This is a genomic window from Ancylobacter rudongensis (assembly GCF_900100155.1).
In the GTDB taxonomy this organism is placed as follows: Bacteria; Pseudomonadota; Alphaproteobacteria; order Rhizobiales; family Xanthobacteraceae; genus Ancylobacter; species Ancylobacter rudongensis.
Genome location: NZ_FMTP01000013.1, coordinates 1 through 14,851, shown reverse-complemented (window position 1 = coordinate 14,851; position 14,851 = coordinate 1). Strand labels below are relative to the sequence as shown.

Below are 14,851 nucleotides of genomic sequence, written 5' to 3'. Positions count from 1 at the left end.
GCGTGCATCACGTTCGGGTGAGGCTAGCCGGCTCAGAACTTGTGCTTGAAGCCGAGCTCGATGCCGTTATAGGCCGGCTCGCCATCGGTCCAGTCGCGTTCGATGAAGAGCGTGATGGCGGTATGGTCGGTCGCCCAATAGCTGATGCCGGTGGCGACTTCAGGCGTGTTGTAGTCGTTGGCAGTGTCAAAGGCGTTACGATAGCGCACCTTGAACGCAGTCCAGGTAAACTGCTTGGTGATCGGAATGTCGGCCGCCACGGAGAAGAAGTAGTAGGGGAAGTTGCTTAGATTGTCCGACTCGATGAAGTGCTGGCCGATGCCGGCCATTCCTGTCAGGGCGAAGGCGCCGAAATTGTGCGTGTAGCCGACCGACGCGTCGACATTGACCTTGTAGTCGGTGGTTCGCGCCGTGTCGTAATACTTGCCATTAGCGGCAAGGATGAAGTGGTTGTCGAAGGTGTGGGCGATGCCGAGGCCCCAGTCGGTGCCTTTGGTGTCGCTGAAATCATCCGGAACGCGCTCGGTCGTCACGTTGCCGGAAAGGGTGGTACTGCCCGCAAGAGCCGGCGTGAGCGTCGACATGCATAGAAGAAGGCAAAAGGCAGCAAGGGTGCCGGCGCGCATGAACTAACCCCAAAGGTTGTTGTTCGCAGCGTGCGCGACATCGGAGGTCCCGCGCGAACGGGTCCTGGTTCTGGCCAACAGTTCATAGGTATGTCGAAGCTCTTGAAGCCTTATGCCTTCAGCTTTTTCTTCAGCACGACATAGGTGATGGCGGCGACAAGGGTCAGCGCCACGAAGATCACTCCCACGACGTTGATCACCGGCGAGAGCCCGAAGCGCAGCCGCGAGGCGATCTCGGTGACAAGAGTCCACTCGCCTCCGATGGCGAACACCGTGGTGTTGTAGTTCTCGAACGATTGCAGGAATGCGACGACGGCGGCGGTAAAGCAGGTCGGCGCCAGAAAGGGCAGGGTGATGCGGCGGAACACCAGCAGATGGCTGGCGCCGAGGTCGAGCGCAGCCTCTTCCAGCGTGCGGTCCTGGCGCTGCAGCCGGGCGAGGAAGAGCAGCATGGCGTAGGAGGCGATGAAGCTCGACTGCGCCATGACGGCGACGAACAGCCCGCCCGGCACGCCGAATTCCCGCCAGAAGATCAAGCTTGAAATGCCGAGGATGATCCCCGGTGTCAGCACCGGCGAGACCAGCACGGAATAGAGCATTGTGCCGGAGCGCTGGCCCAGGCGCGTGAGGATCAGCGCGCCCGACAGGCCGGCGGGGATTGAGACGGCGATCACACCAAGCGCCACCAGGACCGAGTTCACCAGCCCCTGAAGCAGCCGCTGGTCATGGGCCAGGGCAACGAACCACTTAAGGGTAAAACCCTGCCATTGCGTGACCGAGGGGTAGTCGAACGCATTGAATGCCGCCGCCGACATCACCGCCAGGGGCAGGAAGAGGTAGAGAACGAACAGGCCGATGTAGATGTTGAGCACCAGCCGCGCGCCGGCGCTCTCGGTGGCGGTGCTCATTTGGCGATGTCCCTCAGCCCGACGCCGAACAGGCGCATCATCAGCAGGATGAAGGCGGTGCAGACCACGAGGAGCGAGACCGCGTAGGCCGAGCCCATGTTCCAGTTGTTGCTCTCATAGAACTGCCGGTAGACGAGCTGGCTGAACCAGTCGCCGCCCTGGCCGCGCGTCATGATCGCCGGCACCGAATAGGAGCCGGCGGAGAGCATGAAGGTCATGATGCAGCCCACCGCGATGCCCGGCTTGGCGTGCGGGATGATGACGCGGCGATGGATGCGGAAGGTGGAAGCGCCGAGGTCGCGGGCGGCCTCGATCTGGTTGCGGTCCAGCGTCTCCAGCGTGTTCACCATCGGGAACACCATGAACAGCACATAGGTATAGATCATCGCCAGAAAGACGGCGGAGGGGTTCTCCAGGAAGGGGATCCACTCGCGGGCGTCGAGATCGATGAAACCCATCCATTGCAGCACGCCATTGATGACGCCGCGATAGTCGAGGATCATCAGCCAGGCATAGACCCGCAGCAATTCGTTGATCGCGTAGGGGACGATGAGGGCGACCATCAGGATGATCGCCTTGCGTGGCCCGCTCGCCAGCGCCACCACATAGGCGACCGGATAGCAGACGACCAGCGCCAACGCCGTCACCAGCAGGGCGTAAAAAATCGTGCGCACGAAGATGTAGAAGTGCAGCCCGCTCATGCGGGTGAAATTGGCCAGGCCGTAGGTCTTCGGCGGGTTCGTCTCCTGCGCCTCCAGCGTGGCGATCTCCGCCCGCTTCTCCACGAGGCTCTGGTCGAACGCGGCCTGTTTGGCCGGATCGGTTTCGGTCTCGAGGTCGAGCTCAATCAGCGAGATATCGTTATAGAGCCGGTCGATGCTCAGCGAGGCGTCGCCCTTCGAGTCACGCCACCACAGCGACTGCTCGACCATCGCCCCGAGCGGCACCAGGATCAGTACGAGGACCCACGCCACCGCGATGCCGGCAATCACCGAGGCGAGGGGGCGGCCATAGGCGCGGGCGAGGCTACCCATGGGCTAGCGCTCCGAGGGGGTAGACCAGCGCGTCGTCAATGCCGAAGGACAGGGTCAGTTCCTCCGGCAGTTCGCGCACCGAGGGGCCGTTCGGCACGGTGACGGTGAGCGTTTGCCCCGCTGCGGCGCAGTGAAGATGTACGGAAGGACCTTCGAGGTTGCGCGCGGCGAGGCGGGCGGCGACCGTGTTGGCGCCGCCGGGGCCGAGCACGATGCGCTCGGGGCGAACCATCAGCAGAGCCTCCTCGCCCAGCCGGATCGGGCCCTTCACCCGTCCCTCGATCCGACCGATCGGCGTGTCGACCGTAGCGACCGTATCGGCGAGGCTCGACACGGTGCCGCGCAGCACGTTCTGCTCGCCGACGAAGGTGGCGACGAAGGGGGTGGCCGGCTCGGCATAGAGCGTATCGGCATCCGCCACCTGCTCCAGCTTGCCCCGGCTCATCACCGCCACGCGGTCGGACATGGCAAGCGCCTCGCCCTGGTCGTGGGTGATGTAAATGAAGGTGATTCCCACGCGCTTCTGGATGGCGCGCAGTTCTGAGCGCATATGCTGGCGCAGCTTGAGATCGAGCGCCGAGAGCGGCTCGTCCAGCAGCAGCACGGCAGGCTCGACAGCGAGTGCCCGGGCGATGGCGACGCGCTGGCGCTGGCCACCGGAGAGGTCCGCCGGCTTCTTGTCGCCATAGCCACTGAGCGCGACCAGTTCGAGCAGCTCCTGCGCCCGCTTCAGCCGCTCCACCTTGCGCATGCCGCGCGCCTCCAGGCCGAAGGCGACGTTCTCGGCCACGCTCATCAGCGGGAAAAGCGCGAGATTCTGGAAGATCAGCGCGGTGGGCCGCTCATTGGGGCCCTTGCCGGCCATGTCCTCGCCGCCGATCAGCACCCGGCCGGCCGTCGGCTCGATGAAGCCGGAAATGGTGCGCAGCAGCGTGGTCTTGCCGCAGCCGGAGGGTCCAAGGATGGAGAAGAACTCGCCGGCCTGGATGGAAAGGTCGGTCGGCTGCACGGCGGTGGAATCGCCGAAGCGGATCGAGACCTGGTCGAGCCGCACGTCCTTGCCGCGCATGGGAGTTCCATCAGCCATGAGGTGGTCCATCCTTGCCGGAATTGTCCGGCCGTCCACATGCTTGGGAGCATCAACGAGAGTAGCAAGCATCCCCGGGACAGGCCCGGGGATGTGTTTCGTCGCAATGGGCGGGCGGTATCAGCTGTTGGTCAGCTTCTCGACATACTCGCCGCGCAGCTTGGCATAGAAATCGGTCTGCATCGGCCACCAGAACAGGTTGTCGATCGTGCCGGCCGGGTACGCCGCATCGAAGGCCGCCCGGGCCTCCTCGGAGAGGAACTGCTGGGCGCCGGCGGCGCAGCTGTTGTAGCCGGTGGTGTTGGCGAAGCGGGCGCCGACTTCGGGCTGGTAGATGAAGTTGGCGAAGGCATAGGCCTGGTCGACATTCTCGGCGCCGGCAGGGATGCCGAGCGTGTCGGTCCAGGCAAGGCCGCCTTCCTTAGGCATGCCGTAGCTCCACTTCTTGTCGGTGTTGCGGTGGAGCAGGATGCCAGTGGTGTCCCAGGTCTGGCCGATGGTGCAGCCGGCGTCGGTGAAGGCGGCGGTCGCCTCGGTGGCGTTGTTCCAGTAGGCGCCGATATTGCCCTTATGGGCGAGGATGTACTTCAGCACGCCCTCGAAGACGCGCCGCGAATCGGCCTCGGACTTGTACAGGTCCATGCCGCGATCCGACTTCAGTTCGCCGGTGGCATCAAGATAGAGCGCCACGCCGTTGAAGACAGACTTCTGGCGGATCGCCGTCTGCTTCGGATGGTCGGCCAGCCACATGTCGCCGTAGGAAATTTCGCCGGACTTCTTGCCCGGGAACTTGGTCGAATCCCAAGTGATTCCCTCGGTGCCCCAGTCGAACGGCACAAGGTAGCGCTTGCCGCGATAGGCAGCGCCGAGCTTGAGCGAGTTGCGGTAGATCGACGGAATGATCAGCGAGCTCTTGAACTTCGCTTCATCGATCGGCTGGAGCAGATTGTCCTTGTAGTAGTTCGGGCCGGTGTCGACGGACGGGAAAATGATGTCGAAGCCCTTGCCGCCGGCGGCGCGCAGCTTGTTCTCGCACTCTTCGTTGGACCCGTAGGTCGACAGGTTCACCTTCACGCCGGTGGCGTTGGTGAAGTCGGCGAGCAGCGTGTTCTTGTCGAAATAGTCGCCCCAGGCATAGACGTTGAGCGAGCCGGAGGTGGCGAGCGCGTCGTGGGCGCGCAGCACGGCAGGCGCGGCCAGCGCGAAGGCGCCAGCCTTCATCAGGTCACGACGGGAAAAGCGGGTCATCAGTACCTCCCATTGCCCCCGGAGGGCGAAACAGCGTCCGCTCTAGTTCGGGGCGATGAAGTGACGATGACACGGCAAAACCGCGCGAGAAAGCCACTGTCGCGCGGCGACAGCCAGTTGTCGGATTTGTTCAGCCCGGAGAGACCGAGGCGCCGTCAAGATCGGCCGGGCAGCCTCCAGGGGTGCGACAATCTGTCATGTGCGACAAGGATGGCTTTGCGACGCGCCTGCCTTAGTTTCTTCGCACCCGTTGATCCGGGCCCCTCTGACGCGAGCCGCCGGCGTTCGCGTGATGTCGGATCGCTTCCCGACGTCGCGCCGGCAGGACTGTGTCTCAGATGAATGCGATACCCCCTTCACGACGATCCAAATTGCGTCATCGTGCGTTAGCGCGCTGCGCGGGCGTTTCTGCGCCGACCCGTCTCTTGGCGATTTCTGGGGAGTGATCCGGTGGACTATTTGATGGAACTTGCCGCCAGCCCGGCGGCCTGGGCGGCGCTGATCACACTGATCGCGATGGAGGTCGTGCTCGGCATCGACAACCTTCTGTTCATCTCGATCCTGACCAACAAGCTTCCCGAGGACATCCGTCCACGCGCCCGCCGCATAGGCATCGGGCTGGCGCTGGTGATGCGCCTTGGCCTGCTCAGCACCATCGCCATCATCGTGACGCTGGTCGAGCCGGTCTTTTCGGTGTTCGGCCATCCTTTCTCGTGGCGCGACATCATCCTGATCGCCGGCGGTCTCTTCCTGGTGTGGAAGGCGACCAAAGAAATCCACCACAGCATGGCGCCGCATGACGAGCAGGAGGCCTCGCTTGGCGGCACTCTGCAGGTGAGCTTCAGCGCGGCCATCGTGCAGATCCTGATCCTTGATCTCGTCTTCTCGGTCGACAGCATCATCACCGCCGTCGGCATGACCGAGCACATCCCGATCATGGTGATCGCCGTCGTCTTCGCGGTCATGACCATGCTGTTCGCTGCCGGTCCGCTGGCGAACTTCATCAACCGCAACCCGTCCATCGTGATGCTGGCGCTCGGCTTCCTGCTGCTGATCGGCACCACGCTTATCGCGGAAGGCTTCGGCGCCCATGTCTCGAAGGGCTATATCTACGCGGCCATGGCGTTCTCGGCGCTGGTCGAGGGGCTGAACATGCTCCAGCGCAAGCGTCGGCCCACGGCGGTCGGCCAGGCGATGACGGGCACCCCCCACCCGGCGCCCGACGCGGCACCTGTCGATCAGGGGCAGTTGAGCCCCCGATAGCGCTCTGACGGCGGCCTGCCGAAGTGAAAGGCTCCGCCGCGTGACAATGCTATGATCCGGGCTTCCTCCAGCGAAGGAGACCCGGATCATGACGGATACAAGCGACCCGCATGCCCCCGTCGGCCACGCGCCCGAGCCGCCTGCCGACAGCAAGCTCACCCGCACAAAGCGTGACTGGGCGCGACAGGGCAAGTTTCTCACCGGCCGGCTGACCCGCCCGGAAGAACAGCGGCTTCCCCCCGGTCAGCATCTCGTGCGGGACTGGCCGGTGCTCGACCTCGGCATGCAGCCGCGCATTTCGCTCGATCATTGGCGGCTCGACGTCACCGGCGAGGTGGACCACCCCGTCTCCTGGGACTGGGCGACGTTCCGTGCGCAAAAGCAGACGCAGGAAACCACCGACATCCACTGCGTCACCACTTGGTCGCGCTATGACAATCGCTGGGAAGGTCTCGCCACGCGCGACCTGCTGGATCTGGTGATGCCTCGGGAGTCGGCGCGGTTCGTGCTCCTGCACTCCTATGACGGCTACGTCACCAATCTTGCCTTGGAGGACTTCGCCGCAGAGGACGCGCTTATCGTCCACAGCTGGGAGGACAAGCCGCTCACCATCGAACATGGCGGTCCGGCGCGGCTCGTGGTGCCGCATCTCTATTTCTGGAAGAGCGCAAAATGGCTCAAGAAGATCGAGTTTGTCGCCACAGACAAGCGCGGCTTCTGGGAAGAGAACGGCTACCATAACCACGCCGACCCCTGGAAGGAGGAGCGCTATTCCGACGAGGAGTGAGGTCGGCAGGGATATGCCGGCAGGTTTGGCGGCAAGGGCGCCTCGGCATGTGCCGCCATTCTGCCCGACCAAAGGGGAGAGGACTGGTGCCGGCGGAGGGGATCGAACCCCCGACCTTCGGTTTACAAAACCGCTGCACTACCGCTGTGCTACGCCGGCCAGCCAAACCTCGCCGATCCGCCCCACTGGCGGGGCCGGGACGGCGTGGACCTTTTCCGCTCCGGCACCTGCGCCGTTCGCGACACGGTTCTCTTCGCCGATGGCCGCCGCCCGGTCAAGACGGGCGCGCGGCGCTGCGTCGCTGGACCGCTTAACGCGGCCCGCTGAAACTCGTCATCTTGCCGCCGCGGAAGCGGCATTCGACGTTCCAGAAGCCGGGCTTTGCCCCGGGCTTGATGACGTTGAAAGAGAGCTTCACCACCTTCTCGCGGCCGGGCGTCACGATCTTGGCGGCAAGCTTCACGATCGGGTAGGCCGGTGCCGTACGTGCCGCTTTCTCGCAATAATTGGCCGCGTCCCGGTCCGAAATCTCGTTGGGAATGGGAGGAGGGCCCGGCCGCCAGGGGGGCGGCGGGTTAGGGTAAGGGTAAGGCGGCGGCGGAGCGGGGCGATTCTGGTCCAGCGTCATCCGGCAGTCGGAATAGGCGCGCGTGCCCGGCACCAGGCCCCAGGACCGGCATTTGGCATCATCCGCCTGGTCCGGGTTCGGATAGGGCGGCGGGTATGGCTGGGGATAAGCGGGGGGAGACTGCGGCGGATAGGTTGCGGGTGGGTACTGGGCGAATGCCGCTCCCGTCGTGAACAGTACCGCAGCCAAGGCGCAAATCAGGTGTCGCAAGATCGTCGGCCCCCATGAGATGGCATTGGGGTGCGTCGGGATGGCGGTGCTGTCAAGTATCCCCCCACCGCACAGGCTCGTGAGTCGGACGCCGAGGATTGAAGTGTGTCTCGGCGAGCCCGAAGCAAGGCGGCATGGCTGAGTTTCGCTGTTCTCGGGGGCGATCGCCGACGCGGGCGTGATCGTGCCGCTAACCGACGCCGTCACGGCCGGATCGGGTCCGTGGTCCTCGCCGGGGCGACAAGGCCGGGCAAGGCAATAGGTTGCGCAACGACAAATTCGCAAGTCCACCGAGGGGGCTAAGCTAACTCCGGCGCTGTCACTCCATTGTCGTAGCGGCAGCGGCGCCAAGCTTCGGCTCAGTTGGTATGCCAGTGTTGTAGGCTTTCAGCCCCCCAATACCGGGGCTTGCCGCGCAAACCGAGCAAAATACGCCATTGCGCCGAGCGCTGCCTTCTGCGAGACGAATCCTTGGGATGTCGTTCGCAACGGCGCGTGCCGAATCCCCCGGGGTGAGGATCACCGCGGGCACGCCATTTGGGAGGCTGGACTATGAAGCGATTTTTGGTCGGACTGGCGGCGCTGCTGCTGGCCGGCATGGCCGGCAGCGCGTCGGCCCAGACGATGAGCTATGCCGAAGCCGGGGCGCTGATCGCCAAGAGCTGCGGTCCTTCCATCGAGAAGTTCTGCGCCAAGGATAATCTCGGCACCGGCGCGGTTCGCAACTGCCTGATGGCGCATCAGGACCAGGTGCCGCAGCAGTGCTTCGACGATTACGCCGCCGCGCGCGCCTCGATCGCCAAGCGCATCGCAGCGCAGGGTGACGCCTGGAACGTGTGCAACGCCAATATCCGCCAGGCGTGCGCCGGCGTGCAGCCGGGCGATGCCAATATCCTGACCTGCCTGCAGGACGCCAGCAAGGTGATCCGGCCGGCCTGCAAGTCCATTCTGGTCGATGCCGGCTGGTGGCAGTGACGCAACGGCGAAACGCTAGGGAAAAGAGACAGATCATGACCCGTATCACCCGTTTCGTCGGCGGGCTCGCCCTCGCCGCCGCGCTCGCCGCGCCGCTCGCCGGCACCGCGACCGCGCAGACGCCCGATAGCGACGCCCAGATCATGCAGGGCCTGTCGCAGGCCACCATGTTCGATCCGTCGCTCACCGCCCAGGTTCTGCGCCAGATGGCGCAAGACGCCGTCACCCAGAACCTGCCGCTGACGCTCGACAAGTCCGAGATCGCCAAGCGGCTCGACAAGCTCGCCCAGATCACTGTGCAGATCCAGTTCGCGCTCGGCTCGGACATCATCCGTCCGGAGTCGTACCGGACGCTCGGCTCCATCGCCGACGCGATGCACCACCCGATCCTGGCGAACTACAAGTTCATCGTGGTCGGCAACACCGACACGACCGGCACTCGCGCCTTCAATCTCAAGCTCAGCCAGGAGCGCGCCAACGCCATCGTTCAGGCGCTGGTCGTGGTGTTCGGCGTCTCGCCGGATCGCCTGGAGGCCGTCGGCCTTGGCCAGGAGGCGCTGCAGGTGCCCTCCAAGCCGCAGGACCCGATCAATCGCCGTGTGCAGATCTTCACCATCGGCACCGTCGGCCCGATGGGCAGTCCGGTGCCCACCAGCGCCCCCTGAGCAGGACGCTCGATTTTTCCTGTGATAGGAAGCCGGCCGGTGCCTCGTGCACCGGCCGGCTTTTGCTTTTGGCCATCCCGTTTTCCGTCAAATCCAGAGTTTCAGCAGATGAGCATCACGAGAATCGAAGTCGGCCCGCGCATGAGCGAGGCTGTGATCCACGGGTCGGTCGTGTATCTGGCCGGTCAGGTTGCCAAGGGCGACAGCGTGACGGCGCAGACGCAGGCCGTGCTCGGCCAGATCGACGCCCTGCTCGCCCAGGCCGGCACCGACAAGACCAAGCTGCTGACCGCCACCATCTATCTCGCCGATATCTCTACCTTCGCCGAAATGAACGCCGTGTGGGACACTTGGGTGTCGGCCGGTAATACGCCCGCCCGTGCCACCGTCGAGGCGGCGCTGGCGACGCCGGACTACAAGGTGGAAATCGTCGTCGTCGCGGCGATCTGAGCGTCGCGGCTCACGCGGCGCGAGGGCACGAACGAAAAAAGGCCCCGTCTGGCGACGGGGCCTTTGCTCTTGGGAGGCTCCGTCCCGCAGGACGGAGCCTCGGCACGCATCAGTGCCAGTTTTCGAGGTCGCGCTTGTTGGTCTCCGGCGCCAGCACGAGGCCGATGACGAAGGTCGCCAGCGCCACGATGATCGGGTACCAGAGGCCGTAATAAATGTCGCCGGTGGCCGCTACCATGGCGAAGGCCGTGGTGGGCAGGAAACCGCCGAACCAGCCATTGCCGATATGGTAGGGCAGCGACATAGCGGTGTAGCGGATGCGGGTCGGGAACAGTTCGACCAGCCAGGCGGCGATCGGCCCGTACACCATCGTCACGAACAGCACCAGGACGGTGAGAAGCGCGACCACCATGGGCGTGTTGATCTCCGCCGGGTCCGCCTTCGCCGGGTAGCCGGCGGTGCGGATGGCCTGCGTCATGCTGGCGGTGAATGCGTCGGTCTGCGCCTTCATGGCCGCCGCGTCGAGGCCGACGCCGCTGAACGAGGGAATCACAGTCTCGCCGACCTTGATGCTCGCCACCGTGCCGGCAGGTGCGGCTTCGTTGGAATAGTTGACCGAATTGCGCGCGAGGAACGACTTGGCGATATCGCACGAGCTCACGAACTTGGCCGTGCCTACCGGGTTGAACTGGAACGAGCACTCGGACGGATCGGCGACGACGGTGACCGGAGACGTGGCCTGGGCCCGCTCAAGCGCCGGGTTGGCGTAGTGGGTGATAGCGGCGAAGATCGGAAAATAGGTCAGCGCCGCGATCAGGCAGCCGCCGAGAATGATCGGCTTGCGGCCGATCTTGTCGGACAGCCAGCCGAACACGATGAAGAACGGCGTGCCGATCAGCAGCGAGATGGCGATGAGAACGTTCGCCGTCCAGCCGTCGACCTTCAGCGTCTGGGTGAGGAAGAACAGGGCGTAGAACTGGCCCGTGTACCAGACCACGGCCTGGCCGGCAGTGCCGCCGAACAGGGCGATCAGGCCGACCTTGGCGTTCTCCCAGCGGCCGAAGGCCTCGGTGAGCGGCGCCTTCGAGGTCTTGCCCTCTTCCTTCATCTTCTTGAAGACAGGCGATTCGTTCAGCGTCAGACGGATCCACACCGACACCGCCAGCAGGATGATCGACACCAGGAACGGAATGCGCCAGCCCCAGTCGGCGAAGGCCGCCTCACCGAGATAGGTGCGGGTGCCGAGAATGACGAGCAGCGACAGGAACAGGCCGAGCGTCGCCGTGGTCTGGATCCACGAGGTGTAGAAGCCGCGGCGGCCAGCGGGCGCGTGCTCGGCGACATAGGTGGCGGCGCCGCCATACTCACCGCCCAGGGCGAGGCCCTGGAACAGGCGCAGAATGATCAGGATGACCGGCGCGGCAATGCCCCAGCTGGCATAGTTCGGCAGGATGCCGACCACGAAGGTCGAGGCGCCCATCAGCAGGATGGTGATGAGGAAGGTGTATTTGCGGCCGACGAGATCGCCCAGCCGACCGAAGACGAGGGCGCCGAACGGACGCACCGCGAAGCCGGCGGCGAAGGCCATAAGGGCGAAGATGAAGGCCGCTGTCGGGTTCACACCCGAGAAGAACTGGGCGGCGATGATCGCCGAGAGCGAGCCGTACAGATAGAAATCGTACCACTCGAAGACGGTGCCCAGCGAAGAGGCGAAGATGACCTTCTTTTCCTCGCGGGTCATAGGAACGGTCTTTCCGGCCGGTCCCGCAGTTGTTACGCTCATGTGTTTCCCTTCCCCAAAGTTAGGTCGCGCCAATGCAGAGACGTGCGACGTCAATCGCACGCGCAAAAAGACCAGCTCGCGAGAGCCGCCCGTTGTGATGGCCGAGTTTTGGGAGTCCCTGCGGGGAACGCCTTGCGCTCGGGCTGTCTCCTCCCGGAGGCGGCCCGCCACTATCTTTGCGGCGCCTTTCCCCGGTGTCTTGGCGCGCGGAATTCTCTGATTCCGTCGCATGCCTTAGCGGAGAGTGGCGAAACTGGGACGGTTTGACGATTGGCAATTGGTCGTAAACTGCCGCAGATGCTGCGCTGCGGCAGAAAAAACCTTCACGCTGAAGTAAAACGGCGGATCAGGCCGGGCTGCCGATGGCCCGCCGGGCGATGTAGAGCGCCAGCACGGCGGCGTTCGATACGTTGAGGCTGACGATGGCGCCGGGAAGATCGATGCGCGCCAGCGTGTCGCAGGTCTGGCGGGTGAGGTGGCGCAGTCCCTTGCCTTCCGCGCCCAGAACCAATGCGGTCGGTGCGGTGAGGCGGGCGTCGACCAGATCGGCTCCGCCTTCGCTGTCGAGCCCAACGACCAGCACGCCGTTCTGCTTCAGTTCGTCCAGCGCCCGGGCGAGGTTGCCGACGAAGCAGAACGGAACATGTTCCAGCCCGCCGCTGGCGCTCTTGGCCAGCACGCCGGTAGCGGCCGGACTATGGCGCGCGGTGGTGACGATCGCGCCGACCTTCATCGCCGCCGCCGAGCGCACGATGGCGCCCACATTATGCGGATCTGTGATCTGGTCGAGCACGAGAAGAAGATCGCATTCCGCCACCTTGGCGAGGCTGAGGGAGGGGAGCGGATCGCATTCGGCGAGCATCCCCTGGTGCACGGCATCGGGATCGAGCAGCCGGTCGATCTCGCCTGGTCGAACGATTTCGGGGTCGATTCGGTGCGGAATCGCCTCCTCTTCCAGCCGGCGCGCGGCATTTTCCGTCAGCATCAGCCGGCGCAGCTTGCGGCGCGGATTGCGCAGCGCCTCGACCACCGAGTGCCAGCCATACAGAATCGCCACATCGTCCGGCCACGCGCCGAAGGGGCGCCCGGCGGGACGAGGGCGGGACTGGCGGGGGCGTCCGGCGGAGGGCTTGGGACGGCCGGGCGGGCGGCTGGGACGATCGTTCATCCGCGCGTTCTGTCATGGCCCGCGCGACTTGGCAATTTCGTCCGCTTGCTCAGCTTGCGCCGGACGGAGAGGGTGGCGTGGTGGACGATCGGGCTCCCGTCGACCGGGCTCGGTGGTGGGTGAGAATCCAACAGCTAACCTTCCGCTCCAGAAGCGAGCCGGCGGATGTGGGCCTCCACCGGCGCCGCTATGCCACGCGACCTGGGCCCGGCCGGGAGGGGGAGGGGACAGCGATTCTGTGCTCACGTCCCCTGCGTCGGCGCTCAATAAGGCCAGCCCGAAAAGCTGCGTGATCCACAGCCCGTGGCGAGGATCGCCGGGGCGGGGTTGACAGGGCAGGGGCACCTCACCATAAAGCCGGCCGCACGGGAGCCTCGCATCGCGCTGGTTTTTCCGTCGGGTCGACAGGCCGGTGCATTTCGACGCACCGCAGATCGGCCGACGTGCGAGGGGGAGTGTCCCGAGCGGCAAAGGGGGCGGACTGTAAATCCGCTGGCTATGCCTTCGTAGGTTCGAGTCCTACCTCCCCCACCACGTCGCCTTCCGCTAGAATGCGCCAACCCTCGCGGGTGTAGCTCAATGGTAGAGCAACAGCCTTCCAAGCTGATGACGAGGGTTCGATTCCCTTCACCCGCTCCATTTTTCCGCGCAGCCCCCATATAGGACGTCGGCGCGGTCCCTTCGCAGGACGGCCGGCCCCCCCCGAGGGCTGAGCGTTATCCCCGTCCGTGCAGAGGTCGCGCAACGCGGCACTTGCGGAAACTCTGGAAACCGCCTATCCCACGGCCCGATTTTTCGCGGCCCGCATGTCGCTGAAGGAAACGAGATATGGCCAAAGAGAAGTTCAACCGTTCGAAGCCTCACTGCAACATCGGGACGATTGGCCATGTTGACCATGGCAAGACGTCTCTGACGGCTGCGATCACGAAGGTTCTTGCGGAGACGGGCGGCGCGACGTTCACGGCGTACGACCAGATCGACAAGGCGCCGGAAGAGAAGGCGCGCGGCATCACGATCTCGACGGCGCATGTCGAGTACGAGACGACGAACCGCCACTACGCGCATGTCGACTGCCCCGGCCACGCGGATTATGTGAAGAACATGATCACCGGCGCGGCGCAGATGGACGGCGCGATCCTGGTGGTTTCGGCCGCCGACGGCCCGATGCCGCAGACCCGCGAGCACATCCTGCTCGCCCGTCAGGTCGGCGTGCCGGCGCTGGTGGTGTTCCTGAACAAGTGCGACCAGGTTGACGACGAGGAACTCCTCGAACTCGTCGAGCTGGAAGTGCGCGAGCTTCTGTCGAAGTACGACTTCCCGGGCGACGACATCCCGATCATCCGCGGCTCGGCGCTGGTGGCGCTGCAGAATGGCGACCCCAAGCTGGGCCATGACGCGGTTCTGGAGCTGATGAAGGCGGTCGACGCCTACATCCCGCAGCCGGAGCGTCCGGTTGACCTGCCGTTCCTGATGCCGATCGAGGACGTGTTCTCGATCTCGGGTCGCGGCACGGTGGTGACGGGTCGCGTCGAGCGCGGCATCATCAAGGTGGGCGAGGAAGTCGAGATCGTCGGCATCCGTCCGACCATCAAGACGACGGTGACCGGCGTTGAAATGTTCCGCAAGCTGCTCGACCAGGGCCAGGCCGGTGACAATGTCGGCATTCTGGTTCGCGGCACGAAGCGCGAGGACGTGGAGCGCGGCCAGGTCGTGTGCAAGCCGGGTTCGGTGAAGCCGCACACGAAGTTCAAGGCGGAAGCCTACATCCTGACGAAGGAAGAGGGTGGCCGTCACACGCCGTTCTTCACCAATTACCGTCCGCAGTTCTACTTCCGGACGACGGACGTGACTGGCATCGTGACCCTGCCGGAAGGCACGGAAATGGTGATGCCGGGCGACAACATCACGGTTGACGTGGCGCTGATCGTGCCGATCGCGATGGAAGAAAAGCTGCGCTTCGCTATCCGCGAAGGCGGCCGTACCGTCGGCGCCGGCGTCGTCGCCTCCATCATCGAGTGA

At 64.8% G+C, this 14,851-nt stretch carries 14 protein-coding genes and 3 tRNA genes; 8 read left to right on the top strand and 9 right to left on the bottom strand.

Annotated features, from left to right (window positions below; all coding sequences use genetic code 11):
- Positions 1-32 precede the first annotated feature (32 nt).
- The 5 genes from BLO63_RS20410 to BLO63_RS20390 all read right to left on the bottom strand — a co-directional run bounded on the left by BLO63_RS20410 (position 33) and on the right by BLO63_RS20390 (position 4,903).
- Positions 33-533 carry a hypothetical protein gene (locus BLO63_RS20410; RefSeq protein ID WP_244518003.1) on the bottom strand — a complete coding sequence of 167 codons (501 nt, stop codon included), beginning with the start codon at positions 531-533 and terminating at the stop codon, positions 33-35.
- A 203-nt stretch (positions 534-736) separates the two neighbouring features.
- A complete protein-coding gene (locus BLO63_RS20405; protein ID WP_091444606.1) occupies positions 737-1,534 on the bottom strand; it encodes an ABC transporter permease in 798 nt (265 codons plus the stop codon).
- Positions 1,531-2,568, bottom strand: coding sequence for an ABC transporter permease (locus BLO63_RS20400; protein ID WP_091444603.1), 1,038 nt, complete (start codon positions 2,566-2,568; stop codon positions 1,531-1,533). The genes BLO63_RS20405 and BLO63_RS20400 overlap by 4 nt, the downstream gene beginning before the upstream one ends.
- Entirely contained in the window at positions 2,561-3,637 is a 1,077-nt protein-coding gene (locus tag BLO63_RS20395) for an ABC transporter ATP-binding protein (protein ID WP_091444601.1), read from the bottom strand. The genes BLO63_RS20400 and BLO63_RS20395 overlap by 8 nt, the downstream gene beginning before the upstream one ends.
- 138 nt (positions 3,638-3,775) lie before the next feature.
- The gene (locus tag BLO63_RS20390; RefSeq protein WP_244518002.1) at positions 3,776-4,903 is read right to left on the bottom strand and encodes an extracellular solute-binding protein; all 1,128 of its coding nucleotides are present in this window, start codon (positions 4,901-4,903) and stop codon (positions 3,776-3,778) included.
- Positions 4,904-5,353: 450 nt separating this feature from the next.
- Between BLO63_RS20390 and BLO63_RS20385 the strand changes: the two genes are divergently transcribed.
- Positions 5,354-6,166 (top strand): TerC family protein, encoded by an 813-nt coding sequence (locus tag BLO63_RS20385; RefSeq protein WP_091444598.1) that lies wholly within the window; start codon positions 5,354-5,356, stop codon positions 6,164-6,166.
- A gap of 88 nt (positions 6,167-6,254) precedes the next feature.
- Positions 6,255-6,953, top strand: coding sequence for a sulfite oxidase-like oxidoreductase (locus BLO63_RS20380; protein ID WP_091444596.1), 699 nt, complete (start codon positions 6,255-6,257; stop codon positions 6,951-6,953).
- Positions 6,954-7,037: 84 nt separating this feature from the next.
- Here the strand turns inward: BLO63_RS20380 and BLO63_RS20375 are convergent.
- Together BLO63_RS20375 and BLO63_RS21390 are read right to left on the bottom strand one after the other, a co-directional pair.
- Positions 7,038-7,112: transfer RNA gene (locus BLO63_RS20375), tRNA-Thr, on the bottom strand.
- 151 nt (positions 7,113-7,263) lie between these two features.
- Positions 7,264-7,770 carry a hypothetical protein gene (locus BLO63_RS21390; RefSeq protein ID WP_244518000.1) on the bottom strand — a complete coding sequence of 169 codons (507 nt, stop codon included), beginning with the start codon at positions 7,768-7,770 and terminating at the stop codon, positions 7,264-7,266.
- 573 nt (positions 7,771-8,343) lie between these two features.
- On the opposite strand from BLO63_RS21390, the gene BLO63_RS20365 reads away from it, so the two are divergent.
- The 3 genes from BLO63_RS20365 (at position 8,344) to BLO63_RS20355 (ending at position 9,881) form a co-directional block, all read left to right on the top strand.
- Positions 8,344-8,766 carry a hypothetical protein gene (locus BLO63_RS20365; RefSeq protein WP_091444594.1) on the top strand — a complete coding sequence of 141 codons (423 nt, stop codon included), beginning with the start codon at positions 8,344-8,346 and terminating at the stop codon, positions 8,764-8,766.
- A gap of 35 nt (positions 8,767-8,801) precedes the next feature.
- A complete protein-coding gene (locus BLO63_RS20360; protein ID WP_091444591.1) occupies positions 8,802-9,431 on the top strand; it encodes an OmpA family protein in 630 nt (209 codons plus the stop codon).
- A gap of 108 nt (positions 9,432-9,539) precedes the next feature.
- Positions 9,540-9,881, top strand: coding sequence for a RidA family protein (locus BLO63_RS20355; protein WP_091444588.1), 342 nt, complete (start codon positions 9,540-9,542; stop codon positions 9,879-9,881).
- A gap of 109 nt (positions 9,882-9,990) precedes the next feature.
- On the opposite strand, the gene BLO63_RS20350 is transcribed toward BLO63_RS20355, so the two are convergent.
- Positions 9,991-11,622, bottom strand: coding sequence for an MFS transporter (locus BLO63_RS20350; RefSeq protein ID WP_091444587.1), 1,632 nt, complete (start codon positions 11,620-11,622; stop codon positions 9,991-9,993).
- Positions 11,623-12,010: 388 nt separating this feature from the next.
- Entirely contained in the window at positions 12,011-12,832 is an 822-nt protein-coding gene (gene rlmB, locus BLO63_RS20345; protein WP_205409374.1) for a 23S rRNA (guanosine(2251)-2'-O)-methyltransferase RlmB, read from the bottom strand.
- A 449-nt stretch (positions 12,833-13,281) separates the two neighbouring features.
- Here rlmB and BLO63_RS20340 point away from each other — a divergent pair.
- The 3 genes from BLO63_RS20340 to tuf all read left to right on the top strand — a co-directional run bounded on the left by BLO63_RS20340 (position 13,282) and on the right by tuf (position 14,851).
- Positions 13,282-13,366: transfer RNA gene (locus tag BLO63_RS20340), tRNA-Tyr, on the top strand.
- Positions 13,367-13,397: 31 nt separating this feature from the next.
- A tRNA-Gly gene (locus BLO63_RS20335) sits at positions 13,398-13,471 on the top strand.
- 189 nt (positions 13,472-13,660) lie between these two features.
- On the top strand, positions 13,661-14,851 hold the full coding sequence (tuf, locus tag BLO63_RS20330) for an elongation factor Tu (RefSeq protein ID WP_091444581.1): 1,191 nt from the start codon (positions 13,661-13,663) through the stop codon (positions 14,849-14,851).